The sequence below is a fragment of the Actinomycetospora sp. NBRC 106378 genome, from assembly GCF_030269685.1.
Lineage (GTDB): Bacteria > Actinomycetota > Actinomycetes > Mycobacteriales > Pseudonocardiaceae > Actinomycetospora.
Genome location: NZ_BSTT01000002.1, coordinates 130,501 through 144,969, shown reverse-complemented (window position 1 = coordinate 144,969; position 14,469 = coordinate 130,501). Strand labels below are relative to the sequence as shown.

Genomic DNA, 14,469 nt, shown 5'->3' with positions numbered 1-14,469 from the left:
GTCGCGTTCTTCCCTGCGTAGGCCACCGACTTGTCGTGATCGGTCGCCGACGCCCGCGCCGTCGAGTTGTCCCCGGCCGCCGTCGCCTTCGCCGTGCTGTCGTCCGACGCCGCCGACCCCGCCGTCGAATTCGCACCCTTCGCCTCGGACGTGGCGGTCGAGTTGGTCGACGCCGCCGAGGAGGCCTTCGACGAGGAACCCGAAGCGGTAGAGATGGCCTTCGAGGCGTCCACGGCGGTCGACGACGCCTGCGCCCCGTCCCCCGGCGCGTCCGCAGTAGCCGTCGAGTCCTTCGCCCCCGAACTCGCGGCCGCCCCGGTCGGGCTGCCGGTCGTCGAGGTCGCGCTGCTGCGCCCGGACGCGCTCGCCGCGGCCGGCCCGCCCGACGACGTGGTCGACGCGGTCGCGGGGGGCTCGGGGTCGTCGTCGAACCCGCCACCGCTGGCGCTCGCGGTGCTCGGGCTGCCGTCGTTCTGCGTGCCGGCGGCGCCGGCGCCCGCCCCGCCGAATTGCTCCGAATCATTGCTTGAGCTCGCGCCCGCGCCTGCGCCCGCGCCCGGGGAGACGTAGGAGGGGTCGGGGTTCGCCGTGGCTGTGGCGCTGGTGTTGCTCGTGGTGCCACGTCCGGTGGCCGTGCCGGGGGCCGTCGAGGTCGCCGCGGTCGCCGCGGGCAGCGGCGCCGTCGCCGGGCCGCCTCCGCTGCTCGCGGCGGCCGCCGCGGACGCGGATGCCTGGGTCGGGGTGGTCCCGGTGGCCGGCGTGTAGGTCGCGGCCCCCGCGCCCGAGGATCCCGCCCCGCGGGTCGTCCCGGAGTCGGTGGCCGACCCGGAGGCGGCGCTGCCGGACGTCGTCCGGCTCGACCCCGCCGACGGCCCGGTGGCGCCGGTGCCGGAGGCGTCGGCCTGTGTGCCGTCGCCCGCGGTGCAGACCGCCCGCCCGTCGGTTGCGGTGCACGTCTCGCCCATCGCGACCAGCGGGAGGCCCGCCGTCGTCGCCGCGGCGAGCACCAGGGCGCTCAAGCCCATCGCGGTCCGGGTACGGACCGGGTTCCAGGCAGCCATGCTTCGTACGCCCCCATGACGTCGAGTCGTTCGAGGCGTCCCCGCACGACCTCGGCATCACCGGATCGGACCCGTGGTGCGCACAGAGTGTGCGAACGGATCTCCGTCCCGTACCTAGTAATTCTTCCCAGGGTTCGGCGCGCGGCGACTGGACGTCGGGCGAATTCTCCCGAACAGCTCCTGACGACGGATTCGGGCCACTACCGTGAGCTGTCGTGACCGAGCCGGTGCCGCCGGGGCTGTACACCCAGCCTCCCCAGGGTCCGCCCCCGTGGCTGCCCGCGCGCCCGCTGCAGGCATCCGACCCGACCGTCCTCACCACCGGGCAGGTCGTCCCTCGCGAGGCCATGCCGGTCACCCCGGCTGCCGACGCGTTCACGGTCGACCTCGAAGCCGCACCCGGGGTGCTCCGCGAGCTGTACGCCGCTCGCGACGAACTGCAGCAGGTGCGGATGGATGCTCTGCGCTTGAGGCAGATCGATCCCGGAACACAGGACGAGGTCAGCCGGGACGCCGCAAGCGTTCTTGGGGCCATCGCGGCTGGAGGTTCCGGATCTCTGGTCGAGGCGGTCAACGGAGGCATCGCGCGACTCGGACAGCTCATCGGCGCGCTGGAAGCAGAACTGGCTAGCTATCAAGCGGCCGAACAGGAGAACCGTGGGCGTCTGCTCTAGCGCGCTCTTCCTGGCCGTGCTTCTGGGTTTGGCTGGATGTAGCGCACCAACCGGGCCGGCACCGCCCCCATCCTTACCTGAACGCTTTGGAGCACCAGTGGTCGAGCGTCCGCTGGACGTGAGCAGCATATTCGACGATCCGTGCCGCCAACTCACCCTTAGCGAACTCGGCCAGCTCGCAATCGTCGAGGAAGGCAATCGACGAACCTACTTGGGCGACAGCGAATGTCGATGGAACTCGAAGCGAGGAGACATTCTCGCCTTGTCCGTGGATCAGAACCGGGACCTGCTGGCAGATACTTATCGTGCCCGTGCCCTCACTATCTTCCAACCGGTCGTCGTGGCCAGCTACCCCGCCGTGCGGGAGATGACCAAGCCCGAGGACAACAACTGCATCGTCACGGTGGGACTGGGCCCGAAGCAGGCTCTGCGGGCGGACTGGACCGGCCTCGGGACCTTGAAGCCCGGCGACCCCGACCCGTGCGAGCGCGCCGAGACCGCTGCGGCGCAGGTGATCCGGAAGCTGCCGCCGCAGTCCTGACCTTCTCGGGCCAAGATCCCATCGGGCGGGGCGAAGCGTTCGCTGAGCGACCACTTCGCTCCGCAGAACGAGATCTTGGGCCGCCTCGCGCCACCACCCGACCCGAACAGCCCGCCGTCAGGCAGGCCGGGAGTCGCGGAGCGAGAACCGCATCCCGTCCCCCGGCGGGACGGAGAACCCGGGCGCGCGGCCGGGCACGACGTCGAGCAGAACCCCAGCCGGCGCGGAAGTGCGCGTGCGGCTGGCTGGCCTGCTCGTAGATCTCGACGCCCTGCACCGAGCCGAGCAGCACGTCCCGTGAGCCGACCCGCAGCTCGCCGACGGCGAAGGCCTGCGGTGTGCCGGCCTCCTCGGCCCCGCCCGCGATGTGCAGCACGATCCCGCCGTGCTCACGGCGCAGGCGCTCGAGCGCCTCGACGGCCGCGGGCGTCGCGTGGATCTGACACAGGGGCCGGCTCATCCCGTGAGCATGCAGCTCACTCCCCTGGCGGCGCCAGCTCGTGCCGGGCCGACAGCCAGTCGACGATCTGACGACCCGCGAGCTCGTTCCCCGTCGGCTCCCCCGCAGCGATCGCGCCGCCGAAGTGGGTGCCGCGCACGCTGGCGTGCGTGAGGTCGGACGCCCCGAGCGCGGACACCATGCGCTGCGAGTCGGCCGGGAAGGCGGCCTGGTCGCCGCTGAGCTCGACGAACAGCGTCGGCACCCGGACGCCCGGCGCGCAGCGGACGAAGTCGGCGTTCGACGACAGCCCCGACCAGGTCGACAGCCACGCCTCTGGCGTCGTCAGGCGGCAGAACCCGATCTGCCCGTAGTTGATGAGGTCCGGCCGTGACCCGAACAGCGACCCGTACGGCCGGTCGCTGGGGTCGAGCGACAGGTCGACGCACCGCGGATCGGCGTCGGTGCGGAACACCGTGATGATCTCCGGTGCCAGCGCGCGACGACGGTCGGCGGGTGCACCCGTGCGCTTGTGCACGGCGCGCGCCTCGGCCGCCCGGGCGAGCGCCGCGTGGGCCCGCGCGTCGATGCGGGCGACCCGGTCGCGTTGCGCCGCCCGGTACCGCTCGAGGAACTCGGGCGCGTACGACGAGCTGGTCGGCGGCTCGGCGAAGCCGTTGCGCGGGTCGAACGGGTCCAGGTCCGACACCGCGGCGAATGGGTCGGTCTCGTCGGCGACCGACGGGTCGATGCAGCCGAGCAGCAACCGCCCCTGACCGGGATGCGGCGCCAGGAAGACGGCGGCGTCGACCGGGGGCAGCAGAGCCTCACCGAGCTTCGTCGGGCGTCCACCCGGCGTCGTCGCGATCCGATCGGGACCAGCCAGGCCGGCCTGCTCCGCGTAGAACGCGAACAGCGTGCCGCCGCCCGAGTGCCCGAGGGTCACGACCGACTCGAAACCACGGTCGCGCAGGAACGCCAGACCGGCCGCGACGTCGAGCAGCGCCTGCTCGTGCACCAGCGTCAGGTCGTTGTTCACCGACCGCGTGTGCTGGGTCCACACCGCCGCGCCCGCGTGCAGCAAGGGCGGCACGAGCGGGTGGTGGGTCACGTCCTGCCGGGGGTGCATCAGGCAGACCACGGTCCGCGCGCCCGGGACGGTGGCGAGCACGCCGCGGACGGAGGCGCCGTCCGCCGTCGTCAACTCGTGGACGCTCGTGGTCGTGGCCCCGGGGCGCTCGTCGGCCGCGATGTAGCGACCCGCGCCGAGGCGCGTGGGCGCGCTCATGCCGGGTCGACCTGCAGGGCGTTCTTGTCGTGCTGCACGATCTGCCCGCCGGCCACGCCCGCGACGCAGCTGTACCAGACCGCGTGTCGGCAGCCGGTGGCCCGGCGGTCGATCACGATCGGCCCGTCGGCGGTGATCTCGAAGTACGGGCCGATCTTGCCGACGGTCGCGCCGGCCTCGGCCGCCACCTTCGCGACCGTCGTGTTCTCCGGGACGTCGAGGACGTAGAGCGCGGTCATACCTGCGCCGCCTCCCAGTCCGCGGCGCGCTCGACGATCAGCTCGGCCTTGCGGGCGAGGAGCTTGCCGAACGACGGGTCCGGCGCGGTGACCACGTCGATCAAGGCATCGATCGTCAGGTTCGCGTCGAGGTCCTCCTGCGGCGTCACCGGACGCATCGCGCGGGTGAACTCGACCATGTAGCCGTTGGGGTCGTGCGTGTAGATCGACTCGATCGTCTCGTGCTGGATCTGCATCTCGACCGGCCACGTCGAGTCGTCGAGCCGGCGCCGGTACTCCAGCAGGTCGGCCTCGTCGTCGACGTGGATCGCGAGGTGACGCGACCGCACGAAGAACTCCGGCACCTCCGGCCCGAACCCGGCGTACACGTCGCCGCGCTCGTGCGCGTGCTGGGGCTCCAGGCCGAAGTAGTAGAAGAACGCGATCCGGTCGTCGTTGCCGATGTCGAAGAAGAAGTGGATGAAGTCGGGGTGGTTCTCCGGACCCCAGCCCGCGGCGCAGATCGAGTGCACCACCGGGAAGCCGAGGACGTCGCGGTAGAAGCGGACGGTCCCAGCGGGATCGAACGTCGGGAACGCCGCGTGGTCGACACCGCGGACCTTGTGCTCCAGTGCCATGACCCCAGACTAGGAGTCGTCTACGCTCGCGTCAATCTTTCGACGGCGACGTCGTGATGATGCGTTCGAGGTAGTCCAGGTCCTGCCGGAGCAGGCTCAGCGCCGCGGCGGGATCGTCGGGACGCGGGGTCTCGGGGAGCCGGTCGGGAGCCTGGGCCACCATCGCGACGGCCATCTCCGCCATCTGCTCCCCGACCTCCTCGGGCGACTGCACACCCCCCGGCCGGAACCACCACGCGACCCAGTTGCACATGCCGATCAGCGCGAGCGCCGTCGTCCGCACCGGGCGCGGCCGGAACTCACCGCTGCGGATCCCCTCGTCCACGACGCGGACGAACCCGTCCAGCACGCGTCGCTTCGCCGCCTGGTGGGCGCCGGCGAGGTCGTCGGGCAGCTCCGACTCCGACCGGATCACGAGCTGGAACCGCGCCGCGTGCCGGGCCTGCTGGCCCGCGATCAGCCGGACCAGCTCGCGCAGCTTGGTCACCGCGTCGAGGTCGCGGTCGGCGATCTCCTCGGTCGCCGCGGCCGGCGCCTCGGTGATCTCGGTGACGAGCCGCGCGAGCAGCTGGTCCTTGTTCTTGACGTAGTAGTACAGCGACGGCCGGGTCATCCCCATGGCGTCCGCGATGTCCTGCAGGCTCGTGCCCGCGAAGCCGCGCTCGGCGAACAGCCGGGTCGCCTGCTCGTAGATCTGCGCCTCCACGAGTTCCCGACGAGGCCGCCGCACCGGGGTCTCGTCCGGGGAGGGCTCGGGCAGGCTCATGACCCGCGACCTTACGGAGCACGCACGCTGGCGGATCGGCCGCCGCGCGACTTACCATTGGTCAATGGCACAGAACACGGGTCAGGACGCGGGCGTCACGTTCATCAACATCTTCGAGATCGACCGCGACGACGTGGAGACCTTCAAGGCCGGCTGGCAGCAGCTGGCGGCGATCATGGCCGCGGCGCCGGGCTTCCGGGGCGCCCAGCTCCACGAGGCGGTGAACGACGAGGCCCGGTTCCAGCTGGTCAACATCGCGCGCTGGGACAGCGAGCAGGCCTGGCGGGACGCCTCCACGAACCCGGCGATGCGCGAGGCGGCGACCCGCTTCGGCACCGACCCGACCGCGCCGCGCCCCGACCAGTACCCCGGCCTCTACCGCCCGACCGTGTCGTTCACGCCGGGGAGCTGAGCCCCACGGCGTCGAGCACCCGGTCCAGGCCGCGCTCGAAGAGCTCGTCGTCGGAGGACCCCTCGTCGAGGAAGCCGGACGAACCGAGGGTGGGGTAGAGGTCGGCCCGACCAGCGATGAACTGGCGCACCTGCACCATCACGGCGGGGTCGTCGAGGCGTCGCCAGGACGAGTCGTTCATCGCCGTCCCGATGACGACGTTGGAGAGCAGCTTCGTCGCGACCTGCAGGTCGACGCCCGACAGACCTGCGCGCACCAGCGTCGCCTGCAGGAACTCGATCCGCGCGAGCACGTTCGGCCCGAGGAGCGGGCGCCCGAGCAGCGCCGACGACCATGGGTGGCGCAGCATCGCCGACCGCCAGTCGACGAGCAGGGCGCGCGCCGCGGCCCGCGGCTCCCCGCCGGAGGGGACGGGCACCTCGCCCAGGACGTGGTCGACGGCGAGGTCGAGCACGTCCTCCTTGGTGCGGACGTGCCAGTAGAGCGCCGTCGAGGTGACGTCCAGGCGCTGCGCGAGCCGGCGCATCGTCAGCCGCTCGGCCCCGTGCTCGTCGAGCTCGGCGACCGCTGCGGTGACGATCCGCTCCACGCTCAACGGCTCGGCCCGCCGTGCACTGGCCGCCGGCTGGTCGCGCAGCCACAGGACGTCCTTGGTCACGACCGCAGGTTATCGTGCGCCTACCTCGACTTACCAGTGGTAAGTTCCTGATCGAGGGAAGGGGCGGCCATGAGAGCAGCACGGTTCGAGCAGTACGGAGGGCCCGAGGTCCTCGAGATCGTCGACCTGCCCGACCCGCACCCGGGGCCCGGCCAGGTGCGCATCGCGGTCCGCGCCGTCGGGGTGAGCGCCTCCGACCCGAAGCTGCGCGCCGGCACGCTGAACTTCGGCGCACCACTGCCCTCGACGACGGGCGCCGAGGTCGCCGGCGTCGTCGACGAGCTCGGCGAGGGCGTCACCGACGTCGCGGTCGGCGACCGCGTGTTCGGCATCTCCGACGACCACGCCGGCGCCGCCGAGTACGCGCTCATCACCTACCGCGCCCCGATCCCCCGCTCGCTCGGGTTCGTCGACGCCGCGGGTCTGCCGGTCGCGCTCGAGACGGCCACGCGGGTACTCGACCAGCTCGAGGTCGGCGCCGGCACGACGGTGCTGCTCAGCGGCGCCTCCGGCGGGATCGGCAGCGTGGCGGTGCAGCTGGCGAACGCCCGCGGGGCCCGCGTGATCGGCACGGCGAGCGCGGCCAACCAGCACTACCTGCGCCTGCTCGGCGCCGAGCCGGTCGTCTACGGCGACGGCCTCGTCGACCGGGTGCGAGCCGTCTCCCCCGACGGCGCCGACGTGGCGGTCGACATTGCCGGCAGCGGGGTCCTCGGTGAGCTCATCGAGCTGACGGGCGGCGCCGACCGGGTCCTCACCGTGGCCGACATGGACGGCGCCACCACGCACGGCGTGCACTTCAGCAACGGGTTCGCCGACGGCAACGCCTTCCACGCCATGTCGACGATCGGCGAGCTGATCGACGCCGGCCGCTTCTGGCTCCCGGTCGAGCGCACCTTCCCGCTCGACGCGATCGCCGACGCCCACCGCTGGAGCGAGACCGGACGCGTCCGGGGCCGCCTCGCCCTGGTGGTCTGACGTGGCGCTCCCCGATCGGACCCGCGCGATCCACCTCGTCGCGCGACCGGACGGTGCCGTACGACCGGACGCCTTCCGCGTCGTCGACGTCCCGGTCGCTCCCCCGGCGCCCGGACGGCTGCTCGTGCGCGTCGAGCATCTCGGGCTCGCCGCCGTCCTGCGCGAGCGCATGGACGCCGACGCCGACCTGCCGTTCCCGCCGCTCGCCCTCGACGAGCCGGTGAACGGCCCCGTGCTCGGCACGGTGGTTCTTCCCGACGCCGGGTCGGTGCCGGTCGGCGCGCTGGTCGCCTTCCACGGGCCGTGGGCCGGGTACGCCGAGGTCGACGCCTCGTCCGTGAAGGTCCTCGACCCGGCCCTGCTGCCCTCACCCGAGTACCACCTGGCCACCGGCAACGGCGCGACCGCGCTCCACGGCGTGCGCGACGTCGCCGCGGTCGGTGACGGCGACGTCGTCGTCGTGACCGGCGCGGCCGGCGGCGTCGGCTCGCTCGCCGGGCAGATCGCCCGGCGGCTGGGGGCCGCGCGGGTCGTCGGTACGGCCGGGTCGGCGGAGAAGTGCCGGTGGCTCGTAAGCGAGCTCGGCTTCGACGTCGCCGTGGACTATCACGACGCCGGGTTCGCCTCCGCCCTGCGCGACGCGGCTCCCGAGGGGGTGACCGCCGCGCTGGACCTGGTCGGCGGCACCCAGCTCGAGGCGGCCGTCGCCGCGTCGGCTCCGCACGCCCGGATCGCGATCGGCGGAGCTCTCGCGGCCCAGCAGGCCGGTACGCCGTGGCCGCGGCTGGACACCCAGCGCGTGCTGCTGCACGGGATCCGCCTGCAGGGCTTCGCCCTCGCCCACGCCCCGCACGTCCTCGGGGAGTGGCCGGACCTCTTCGCCCGGTGGCTCGGCGAGGGCCTGGTCTTCACGCACACCGTCGTCGACGGCGGGCTCGACGCCGCCCCGCAGGCCCTGGTCGACCTGCTCGCCGGGCGATATCGGGGTCACGTGTCGGTGCGCGTGAACTGACCCGCCGTCACCATTGCCCATCGTCTCGGAAAGCGGCGGGAATACCGACGTCAATTGTCGGCAAGAACATCGACAAACGACTCGGACGCCGGACCGTCGCGCCCCTACCTTCTGTGCTGATCAGAACGGTGTCGGGAGTTCCCGGGGGGCAACGCGTGGACATCGGCGACCAGGTGTCGCGGCACGTCGGCGCCGACATCGAGCTCGTCGGCCGCTCGGCCGAGCTGACGGTGATCACCGAGGCATTGCGCGAGCACCGCGCCGTCGTCGTGGTGGGCCCGGCCGGGGTCGGCAAGACGCGCCTCGCCCGCGAGGCCGTCCAGGGGCTCGTCGGGAACGGGGAGCTCGGCGTCGCGATGGCGTCCCGAGCGGCGGCGGAGGTCCCGTTGGCCGCCCTGGCCCCGATGGTGACGGCGGACAGGACCGCCGCGCCGCACGTCGGGACGGTGCAGGGCGCCGTCGACGCGGTCCTCGACCACCGCGTCGTCCTGATCGACGACGCCCACTGCCTCGACGCGGTCTCCGCGGCGGTGGTCCACCAGGCCGTCGTCCGGGGCGGCGCCGGATTCCTCCTGACGGTGCGCACCGACACACCCTGCCCCGACGCGATCACCCTGCTGTGGAAGGACGACCTCGCGGCGCGGGTCGAGCTCGGTGCGCTCTCCGACGACGAGACGACGAGACTCGCCGAACAGCTCCTCGGTGGTCGGCTCGACGCCGCGGCCCGCCGTCGGCTCGTGGACATCACCGGTGGGAACGCGCTCTGGCTCCGCCACCTCGTCGAGGGCGAACGTGCGGCCGGGCGCCTCGTCCTCATGGCCGACCAGTGGCGGTGGCAGGGGCGCCCGGTCCTGTCGACGGCCCTCGACGAGCTGCTCTCCCGCCGGATCGGCGAGCTCACCGACGAGCAGCGGCAGGTCCTCGAACTCCTGGCCCTCGGTGAGCCGCTGGGCCTCGGCATGCTCGAGGGGCTCACCGCGGCGGACACCGTGGAGGAGGTCGCCGAGCGGGGCCTGATCGGGGTCCGCACCGACGGTGCGCGCACCGAGGTACGGGTCGCGCACCCGCTCTACGGCGAGCTGGTCCGAGCCCGGATGAGCGTGCCCCGGCTGCGCCGCATGCGTGGTCGGCTCGTCGACGCCCTCGCCGCCACCGGCGACCGCCGCACCGGGGACCGGCTCCGGCAGGCGGTCCTCGGGCTCGACAGCGACCGGACGGTCGACCCCGCCCTGCTGGGCGCCGCCGCGGCCCAGGCGGTCGGGCTCGGCGACGTCGACCTCGCCGAGCGGCTGTACCGCGCCGCCCGGGACTCCGGCGGCGGCTTCGACGCCCAGATCGGGCTGGGGCACCTCGTCATGTGGATGCACCGCGCGGACGAGGCGGAGGTCGAGCTCGCCCGCGCGACCGCCGCGGCCCGCACCCGCGCCGAGCGCAACCGGGCCGTGCTCGGCCGGACGCTGAACCTGTACTACAACGTCGTCCGGCCGGCCGAGGCGATAGCGCTGCTCGACGACCATCTCGCGACCGAGGACGGTGCGGGGTCGACCGATCTCCTGGGCCTCCGGGCGGTCCTGCACATGGTGAACGCCGAACTGCCCGCGGCCGAGGCGCTCGCCGGCCGGGTCGACGCCGACCCGACGTCCTCCCCGACGGCGCACGCCCTGGCGGGGTGGGCCCGGGTGGGGGTGCGGGCGTTCCGCGGGACCGGGCCGTCGGTCGAGGCGACCGCGGCCGCCGCGATCGCTGCGTCGGCCGACGCACCCGACGTCGTGGTGATGGGACCCAACATCGCGTTCATGGCGCTGGTCGGGCTCTGCCTGGAAGGGCGGATCGACGCGGCCCGCGAGATCGCGGTCCGGTTCCGCGCCGGTGAGGGCGACGCGGGTGCGGTCTTCGCCGTCTTCGTCGACGGCCGCATCGCCCTCGACACCGCCCGCCCCCGGAGCGCGGTGGACCTCCTGACGAGCGTCCGTCCGTCGTTCCCCGGGCACGGCGGCGGCTTCGGCGCGTGGATCGACCTCATGATCGCCGCGGCCGCCGCGATGGCCGGCGACGCGACGACGGCGGCCGCGGCCCTCGAGCAGGCGCGGGAGAACGAGCACCCGGGTTATCCGCTGCTCCTCCCCCAGCTCGGCTGGGCGGCGGCCTGGGTCGACGCGGCGAGCGGCGCCACCGCCACGGCCCTGGTCATCCTCGGCCGGGCGGCGACCGAGGCGGCCGCCTCCCAGCAGTACGCGACGGAAATCCTCATCCGGCACACCGCGGTCTGCTTCGGCGACCGCACCCAGGCCGCCCCGCTCGCCGCGCTGGCCCGGACGGTCGACAGCCCCCGCGCCCGCACCGCGGCCGACCACGCCGCCGCCTGGAGCGCCCGGGATCCGCGCGCGCTCCTGGCCACCTCAGCGGCGCTCGAGGACCTCGACCTGCTGCTCGTCGCGGCCGACGCCGCCGCCCAGGCCTCGGTCCTGCACTCCGCGGCGGGCGACCTCCCCGAGGCCGCGGCAGCATCCCGCCGGGCGACGGCCCTGGCCGAGCGATGCGAACGACCCCGCACCCCGGCGCTCACCGCCGCGTCCGCGCCGGTGTCGGTGAGCGCACGCGAGCGGGAGGTCGCGACGCTGGCGGCGGCCGGACTGTCCAACCGCGACATCGCCGAACGGATGGGTGTCTCGCTGCGGACGGTGGAGAGTCACATCTACCGCGCCTGCGCCCGGCTCGGGCTGAGCGGCCGGAGCGAGTTCGTGGCCGTGGTCGTGCCCCCGGAGGAGCCGCGGTGACACCACCCGGGCGGTGCGTCGTCCTCGTCCCCGTCGGGCACCACGTCGAACCCGACTGCGAACAGGGACTGCGCGCGCTCGAGGCGCGGGGCTACGAGGTCCGACGCGTCCGGGGCTACGCCGCGATCGACCAGGCGCGGAGCCAGATGGCGACCGACGCCCTGGCCGACGGCTTCGACGAGCTCCTCTGGATCGACGCCGACATCGTCTTCGACCCGGACGACGTGGAGCGCCTCCGCGCGTGGGAGCTCCCCGTCGTCGGCGGGATCTACCCGAAGAAGAACGCGCGGGCACTGGCGTGCCACCTGCTCGAGGGCACCACGAAGGTCCGCTTCGGTGGTCACGGCGGGCTCCTGGAGGTCCGGTACGCGCCGACGGGTTTCCTGCTGACCCGGCGCGCGGTCTACGAGCGGATCGCCGACGGGCTCCCGGTCTGCAACCAGCGCTTCGAGGCCCCGACGGTGCCCTACTTCCTCCCGCTCGTCGTCCCCGACGGCGACGGCCACTGGTACCTCGGCGAGGACTTCGCGTTCTGCGAACGGGCCCGCCGCGCGGGCTTCCCGATCATGGCCGACACGACGATCCGGCTCTGGCACGTCGGGACCTACCGCTACGGCTGGGAGGACGCCGGGAGCACCCCGGACCGCTACTCCGACTACGACTTCTCCATCTGGTCGTGACCTGATTTACCTTTCCTGACGATTCTTTGCCTCGGCATCGTCGTCGGTTTGCGGTTGCTGCGTACGGAACGGAGTCCCGAGCGGATGCCGTAACTCCTTACTGCAGACCGGCGCCGTCGCCGAGTTCCACGATCTCGGTCGATCAACACGATCGCCGATGGGAGTGGGCATTCGATGCAGGAATCGTGGTCGGCGCCGGGCTACACGGACATCCGCGAACTGGGCCGCGGGGCGAGCGGGCGGGTGGTCCTCGCCGAGCACGACGCGACCGGCACCGCGGTGGCGGTGAAGTACCTGGCCGACGAGCTGCGCCGCGATCCCGGGTTCCTCGCTGACTTCCGGCACGAGGCCGAGGTCCTCGCCTCCCTCGACGCCCCCGACGTCGTCCGGCTGTGGGAGTACGTGCAGAGCGCCGCCGGCGCGGCCATCGTCATGGACCTGATCGACGGGGTGACGCTGCGGCACATGCTCGACGACCGCGGCCCGACGGCCCCGGAGTCGGCGCTGTGCGTCCTGCAGGGCTCGCTGCGCGGACTCGGCGCGGCGCACACCCGGGGCATCGTCCACCGCGACTACAAGCCCGAGAACGTGATGGTCGACGCCGACGGCAGAAGCCACCTCACCGACTTCGGCCTCGCCGCCGTGGCGGGCCGCGGGGTCGCCGGCTCCGGGACGGCCGCCTACATGGCGCCCGAGCAGTGGTCGGGCGCGCCGGCGTCGGCCGCGACCGACATCTACGCGACGACCGCGACCTTCGTCGAGTGCCTCACCGGACGACCGCCCTACCCGGGGCCCGGCGTCGACCGGCTGCGTCGGCAGCACGAGAACGCCCCGATCCCGCTGGACGACGTCCCGGCCCCGGTGCGCGAGCTGGTCACCCGGGGGCTCGCGAAGGACCCGGCCGCCCGACCGGTCGACGCCACGAGCTTCCTGGCCGAGCTGGGGTCGGCCGCCGTTGCGGGGTACGGCGCGGACTGGGAGGAGCGCGGACGTCGTCGCCTCGCCGAGCGCGCTGCCCTGCTCGCCCTGCTGTTCCCGCTCGCTGCCGGGGCAGTCGGTGCCTCGGCGGTCGCGACGACGACGCTCGGGTCGGCCGCCCTGGGAGCGCTCGCCGGGAACCGCCTCCGGATCCTGCTCGGCGCCGGTGTCGCGGCGCTGCTGGTCGGGGGTGCCACGGTCGCCACCCTCGCGTCGTCGGGCGAGGTCACCTCGGTCGCCGCGGCCGGTGTGACCGGTCCGGGTCCGGTGCTCCCGGGGACCGGCGGACTCGCGCGGCCGGCCGGTGGAGCCGAGCCCGCGAGCAGTCCGGCCATCGGAGGTGGGGCCGGCTCCACGCCCGCCATCCTGGCCGGAATCTTCTCGCCACCGGGAGTCCCGGAGCTGACGAGCGAGGTGGCCCCGGCCGACGACACCGCGACGACCGACGGTGACCAGGCTCGCGGTGTGGGTGGCGGCGCGGGAGCGCCGGTCGGCCGCGGCGTCGCTGCTGGCGGCGCACCCGTCGTCGGTGGAGGGGCACCCGTCGCGGGCGGCGGCGCACCCGGCACGACGACAGGTGCCGGAACCGGTGCGCCCGTCACCGGTGGCGGAGTACCCGTCGCCGGCGGTGCGCCCGGCGCCGGTGGCGGAGCACCCGGCACGACGACAGGTGCCGGAACCGGTGCGCCCGTCACCGGTGGCGGAGCACCCGTCGGCGGAGGCGGCGCACCCGGCACGACGACGGGTGCGGGAACCGGCACGGGGACCTCGTCCGGTTCGGGCAGCGGCACCGGCACCACGTCCGGCTCCGGCAGCGGCACCGGCACCACGTCCGGCTCGGGTAGTGGCACCGGCACCACGTCCGGCTCCGGCAGCGGCACCGGCACCACGTCCGGCTCCGGCAGCGGCACCGGCACCACGTCCGGCTCCGGCAGCGGCACCGGCACCACGTCCGGCTCCGGCAGCGGCACCGGCACCACGTCCGGTTCCGGCAGCGGCAGCGGAACGACCTCCGGTTCCGGCTCCGGAAGTGGCGCCGGGACCAGCTCCGGGTCCGGCAGCGGATCCAGCTCCGGCAGCGGCTCCGACGACCCGGTCGACTACGGCGGCTGCCCCGGCTGTGGAACCGGCTCGGGGTCGGGCTCCGGGTCCGGGTACGGCGGGATCGTCCGGTGAGCGGCGACGACGAGGCCGACCAGGACCCCCGCGTCACGCGCGTCGGGCGGCGTGGCGCGCCGCCCGACGACGGAGCTGCGACTCCGTCGCGAGCGGCGTCGGCGACCCGGCTCGGGCGCCGAGCGGTCAGCACCCCGGCTACCGAGACCGACGACACCCGGCTGGGTCGTCGC

The 14,469-nt window shown here is 73.8% G+C and carries 16 protein-coding genes and 1 pseudogene; 11 read left to right on the top strand and 6 right to left on the bottom strand.

Features of this window, described 5'->3' with window-relative positions; genetic code table 11:
• The first annotated feature begins 150 nt into the window (after positions 1–150).
• The 5 genes and pseudogenes from QSK00_RS04995 to QSK00_RS04975 all read left to right on the top strand — a co-directional run.
• Positions 151–570, top strand: coding sequence for a hypothetical protein (locus QSK00_RS04995; RefSeq protein ID WP_285588203.1), 420 nt, complete (start codon positions 151–153; stop codon positions 568–570).
• An 18-nt stretch (positions 571–588) separates the two neighbouring features.
• Positions 589–765: a hypothetical protein gene (locus QSK00_RS04990; protein WP_285588201.1), complete on the top strand. Its 177-nt coding sequence runs from the start codon at positions 589–591 to the stop codon at positions 763–765.
• Between the two features lie 51 nt (positions 766–816).
• Positions 817–1,080, top strand: coding sequence for a hypothetical protein (locus tag QSK00_RS04985; protein ID WP_285588197.1), 264 nt, complete (start codon positions 817–819; stop codon positions 1,078–1,080).
• Positions 1,081–1,276: 196 nt separating this feature from the next.
• Complete coding sequence (locus tag QSK00_RS04980) at positions 1,277–1,735, top strand: hypothetical protein (RefSeq protein WP_285588196.1); 459 nt, start codon at positions 1,277–1,279, stop codon at positions 1,733–1,735.
• A pseudogene (locus QSK00_RS04975) lies at positions 1,719–2,240 on the top strand (DUF3558 domain-containing protein); the annotation flags it as partial. The gene QSK00_RS04980 and the pseudogene QSK00_RS04975, both read left to right, overlap by 17 nt.
• Here QSK00_RS04975 and QSK00_RS30390 read toward each other — a convergent pair.
• From QSK00_RS30390 to QSK00_RS04955, 5 genes are read right to left on the bottom strand one after another with little or no spacing between them, the layout of a single operon-like run.
• Entirely contained in the window at positions 2,134–2,736 is a 603-nt protein-coding gene (locus tag QSK00_RS30390; RefSeq protein ID WP_352231088.1) for a DUF779 domain-containing protein, read from the bottom strand. The pseudogene QSK00_RS04975 and the gene QSK00_RS30390 overlap by 107 nt on opposite strands.
• Before the next feature lie 16 nt (positions 2,737–2,752).
• Positions 2,753–4,003 carry an alpha/beta fold hydrolase gene (locus tag QSK00_RS04970; RefSeq protein ID WP_285588193.1) on the bottom strand — a complete coding sequence of 417 codons (1,251 nt, stop codon included), beginning with the start codon at positions 4,001–4,003 and terminating at the stop codon, positions 2,753–2,755.
• Positions 4,000–4,242 (bottom strand): hypothetical protein, encoded by a 243-nt coding sequence (locus tag QSK00_RS04965; RefSeq protein WP_285588191.1) that lies wholly within the window; start codon positions 4,240–4,242, stop codon positions 4,000–4,002. The genes QSK00_RS04970 and QSK00_RS04965 overlap by 4 nt, the downstream gene beginning before the upstream one ends.
• A complete protein-coding gene (locus tag QSK00_RS04960; RefSeq protein WP_285588190.1) occupies positions 4,239–4,859 on the bottom strand; it encodes a VOC family protein in 621 nt (206 codons plus the stop codon). The genes QSK00_RS04965 and QSK00_RS04960 overlap by 4 nt, the downstream gene beginning before the upstream one ends.
• Positions 4,860–4,890: 31 nt before the next feature.
• Positions 4,891–5,625 (bottom strand): TetR/AcrR family transcriptional regulator, encoded by a 735-nt coding sequence (locus tag QSK00_RS04955; protein ID WP_285588189.1) that lies wholly within the window; start codon positions 5,623–5,625, stop codon positions 4,891–4,893.
• A gap of 64 nt (positions 5,626–5,689) precedes the next feature.
• Between QSK00_RS04955 and QSK00_RS04950 the strand changes: the two genes are divergently transcribed.
• Positions 5,690–6,037: an antibiotic biosynthesis monooxygenase family protein gene (locus tag QSK00_RS04950; RefSeq protein WP_285588188.1), complete on the top strand. Its 348-nt coding sequence runs from the start codon at positions 5,690–5,692 to the stop codon at positions 6,035–6,037.
• Here the strand turns inward: QSK00_RS04950 and QSK00_RS04945 are convergent.
• Positions 6,021–6,695 carry a TetR/AcrR family transcriptional regulator gene (locus tag QSK00_RS04945; RefSeq protein ID WP_285588185.1) on the bottom strand — a complete coding sequence of 225 codons (675 nt, stop codon included), beginning with the start codon at positions 6,693–6,695 and terminating at the stop codon, positions 6,021–6,023. The two genes, QSK00_RS04950 and QSK00_RS04945, sit on opposite strands and share 17 nt — an antisense overlap.
• A 69-nt stretch (positions 6,696–6,764) precedes the next feature.
• Between QSK00_RS04945 and QSK00_RS04940 the strand changes: the two genes are divergently transcribed.
• The 5 genes from QSK00_RS04940 (at position 6,765) to QSK00_RS04920 (ending at position 14,296) form a co-directional block, all read left to right on the top strand.
• Positions 6,765–7,673, top strand: coding sequence for an NADP-dependent oxidoreductase (locus QSK00_RS04940; RefSeq protein WP_285588183.1), 909 nt, complete (start codon positions 6,765–6,767; stop codon positions 7,671–7,673).
• A gap of 1 nt (position 7,674) precedes the next feature.
• Positions 7,675–8,685: an MDR family NADP-dependent oxidoreductase gene (locus QSK00_RS04935; protein WP_285588181.1), complete on the top strand. Its 1,011-nt coding sequence runs from the start codon at positions 7,675–7,677 to the stop codon at positions 8,683–8,685.
• A 155-nt stretch (positions 8,686–8,840) separates the two neighbouring features.
• On the top strand, positions 8,841–11,462 hold the full coding sequence (locus QSK00_RS04930) for a helix-turn-helix transcriptional regulator (protein WP_285588179.1): 2,622 nt from the start codon (positions 8,841–8,843) through the stop codon (positions 11,460–11,462).
• Complete coding sequence (locus tag QSK00_RS04925; protein WP_285588178.1) at positions 11,459–12,142, top strand: hypothetical protein; 684 nt, start codon at positions 11,459–11,461, stop codon at positions 12,140–12,142. Before QSK00_RS04930 ends, QSK00_RS04925 begins: the two co-directional genes overlap by 4 nt.
• A gap of 174 nt (positions 12,143–12,316) precedes the next feature.
• Positions 12,317–14,296 carry a serine/threonine-protein kinase gene (locus QSK00_RS04920; RefSeq protein WP_285588176.1) on the top strand — a complete coding sequence of 660 codons (1,980 nt, stop codon included), beginning with the start codon at positions 12,317–12,319 and terminating at the stop codon, positions 14,294–14,296.
• Positions 14,297–14,469 lie beyond the last annotated feature (173 nt).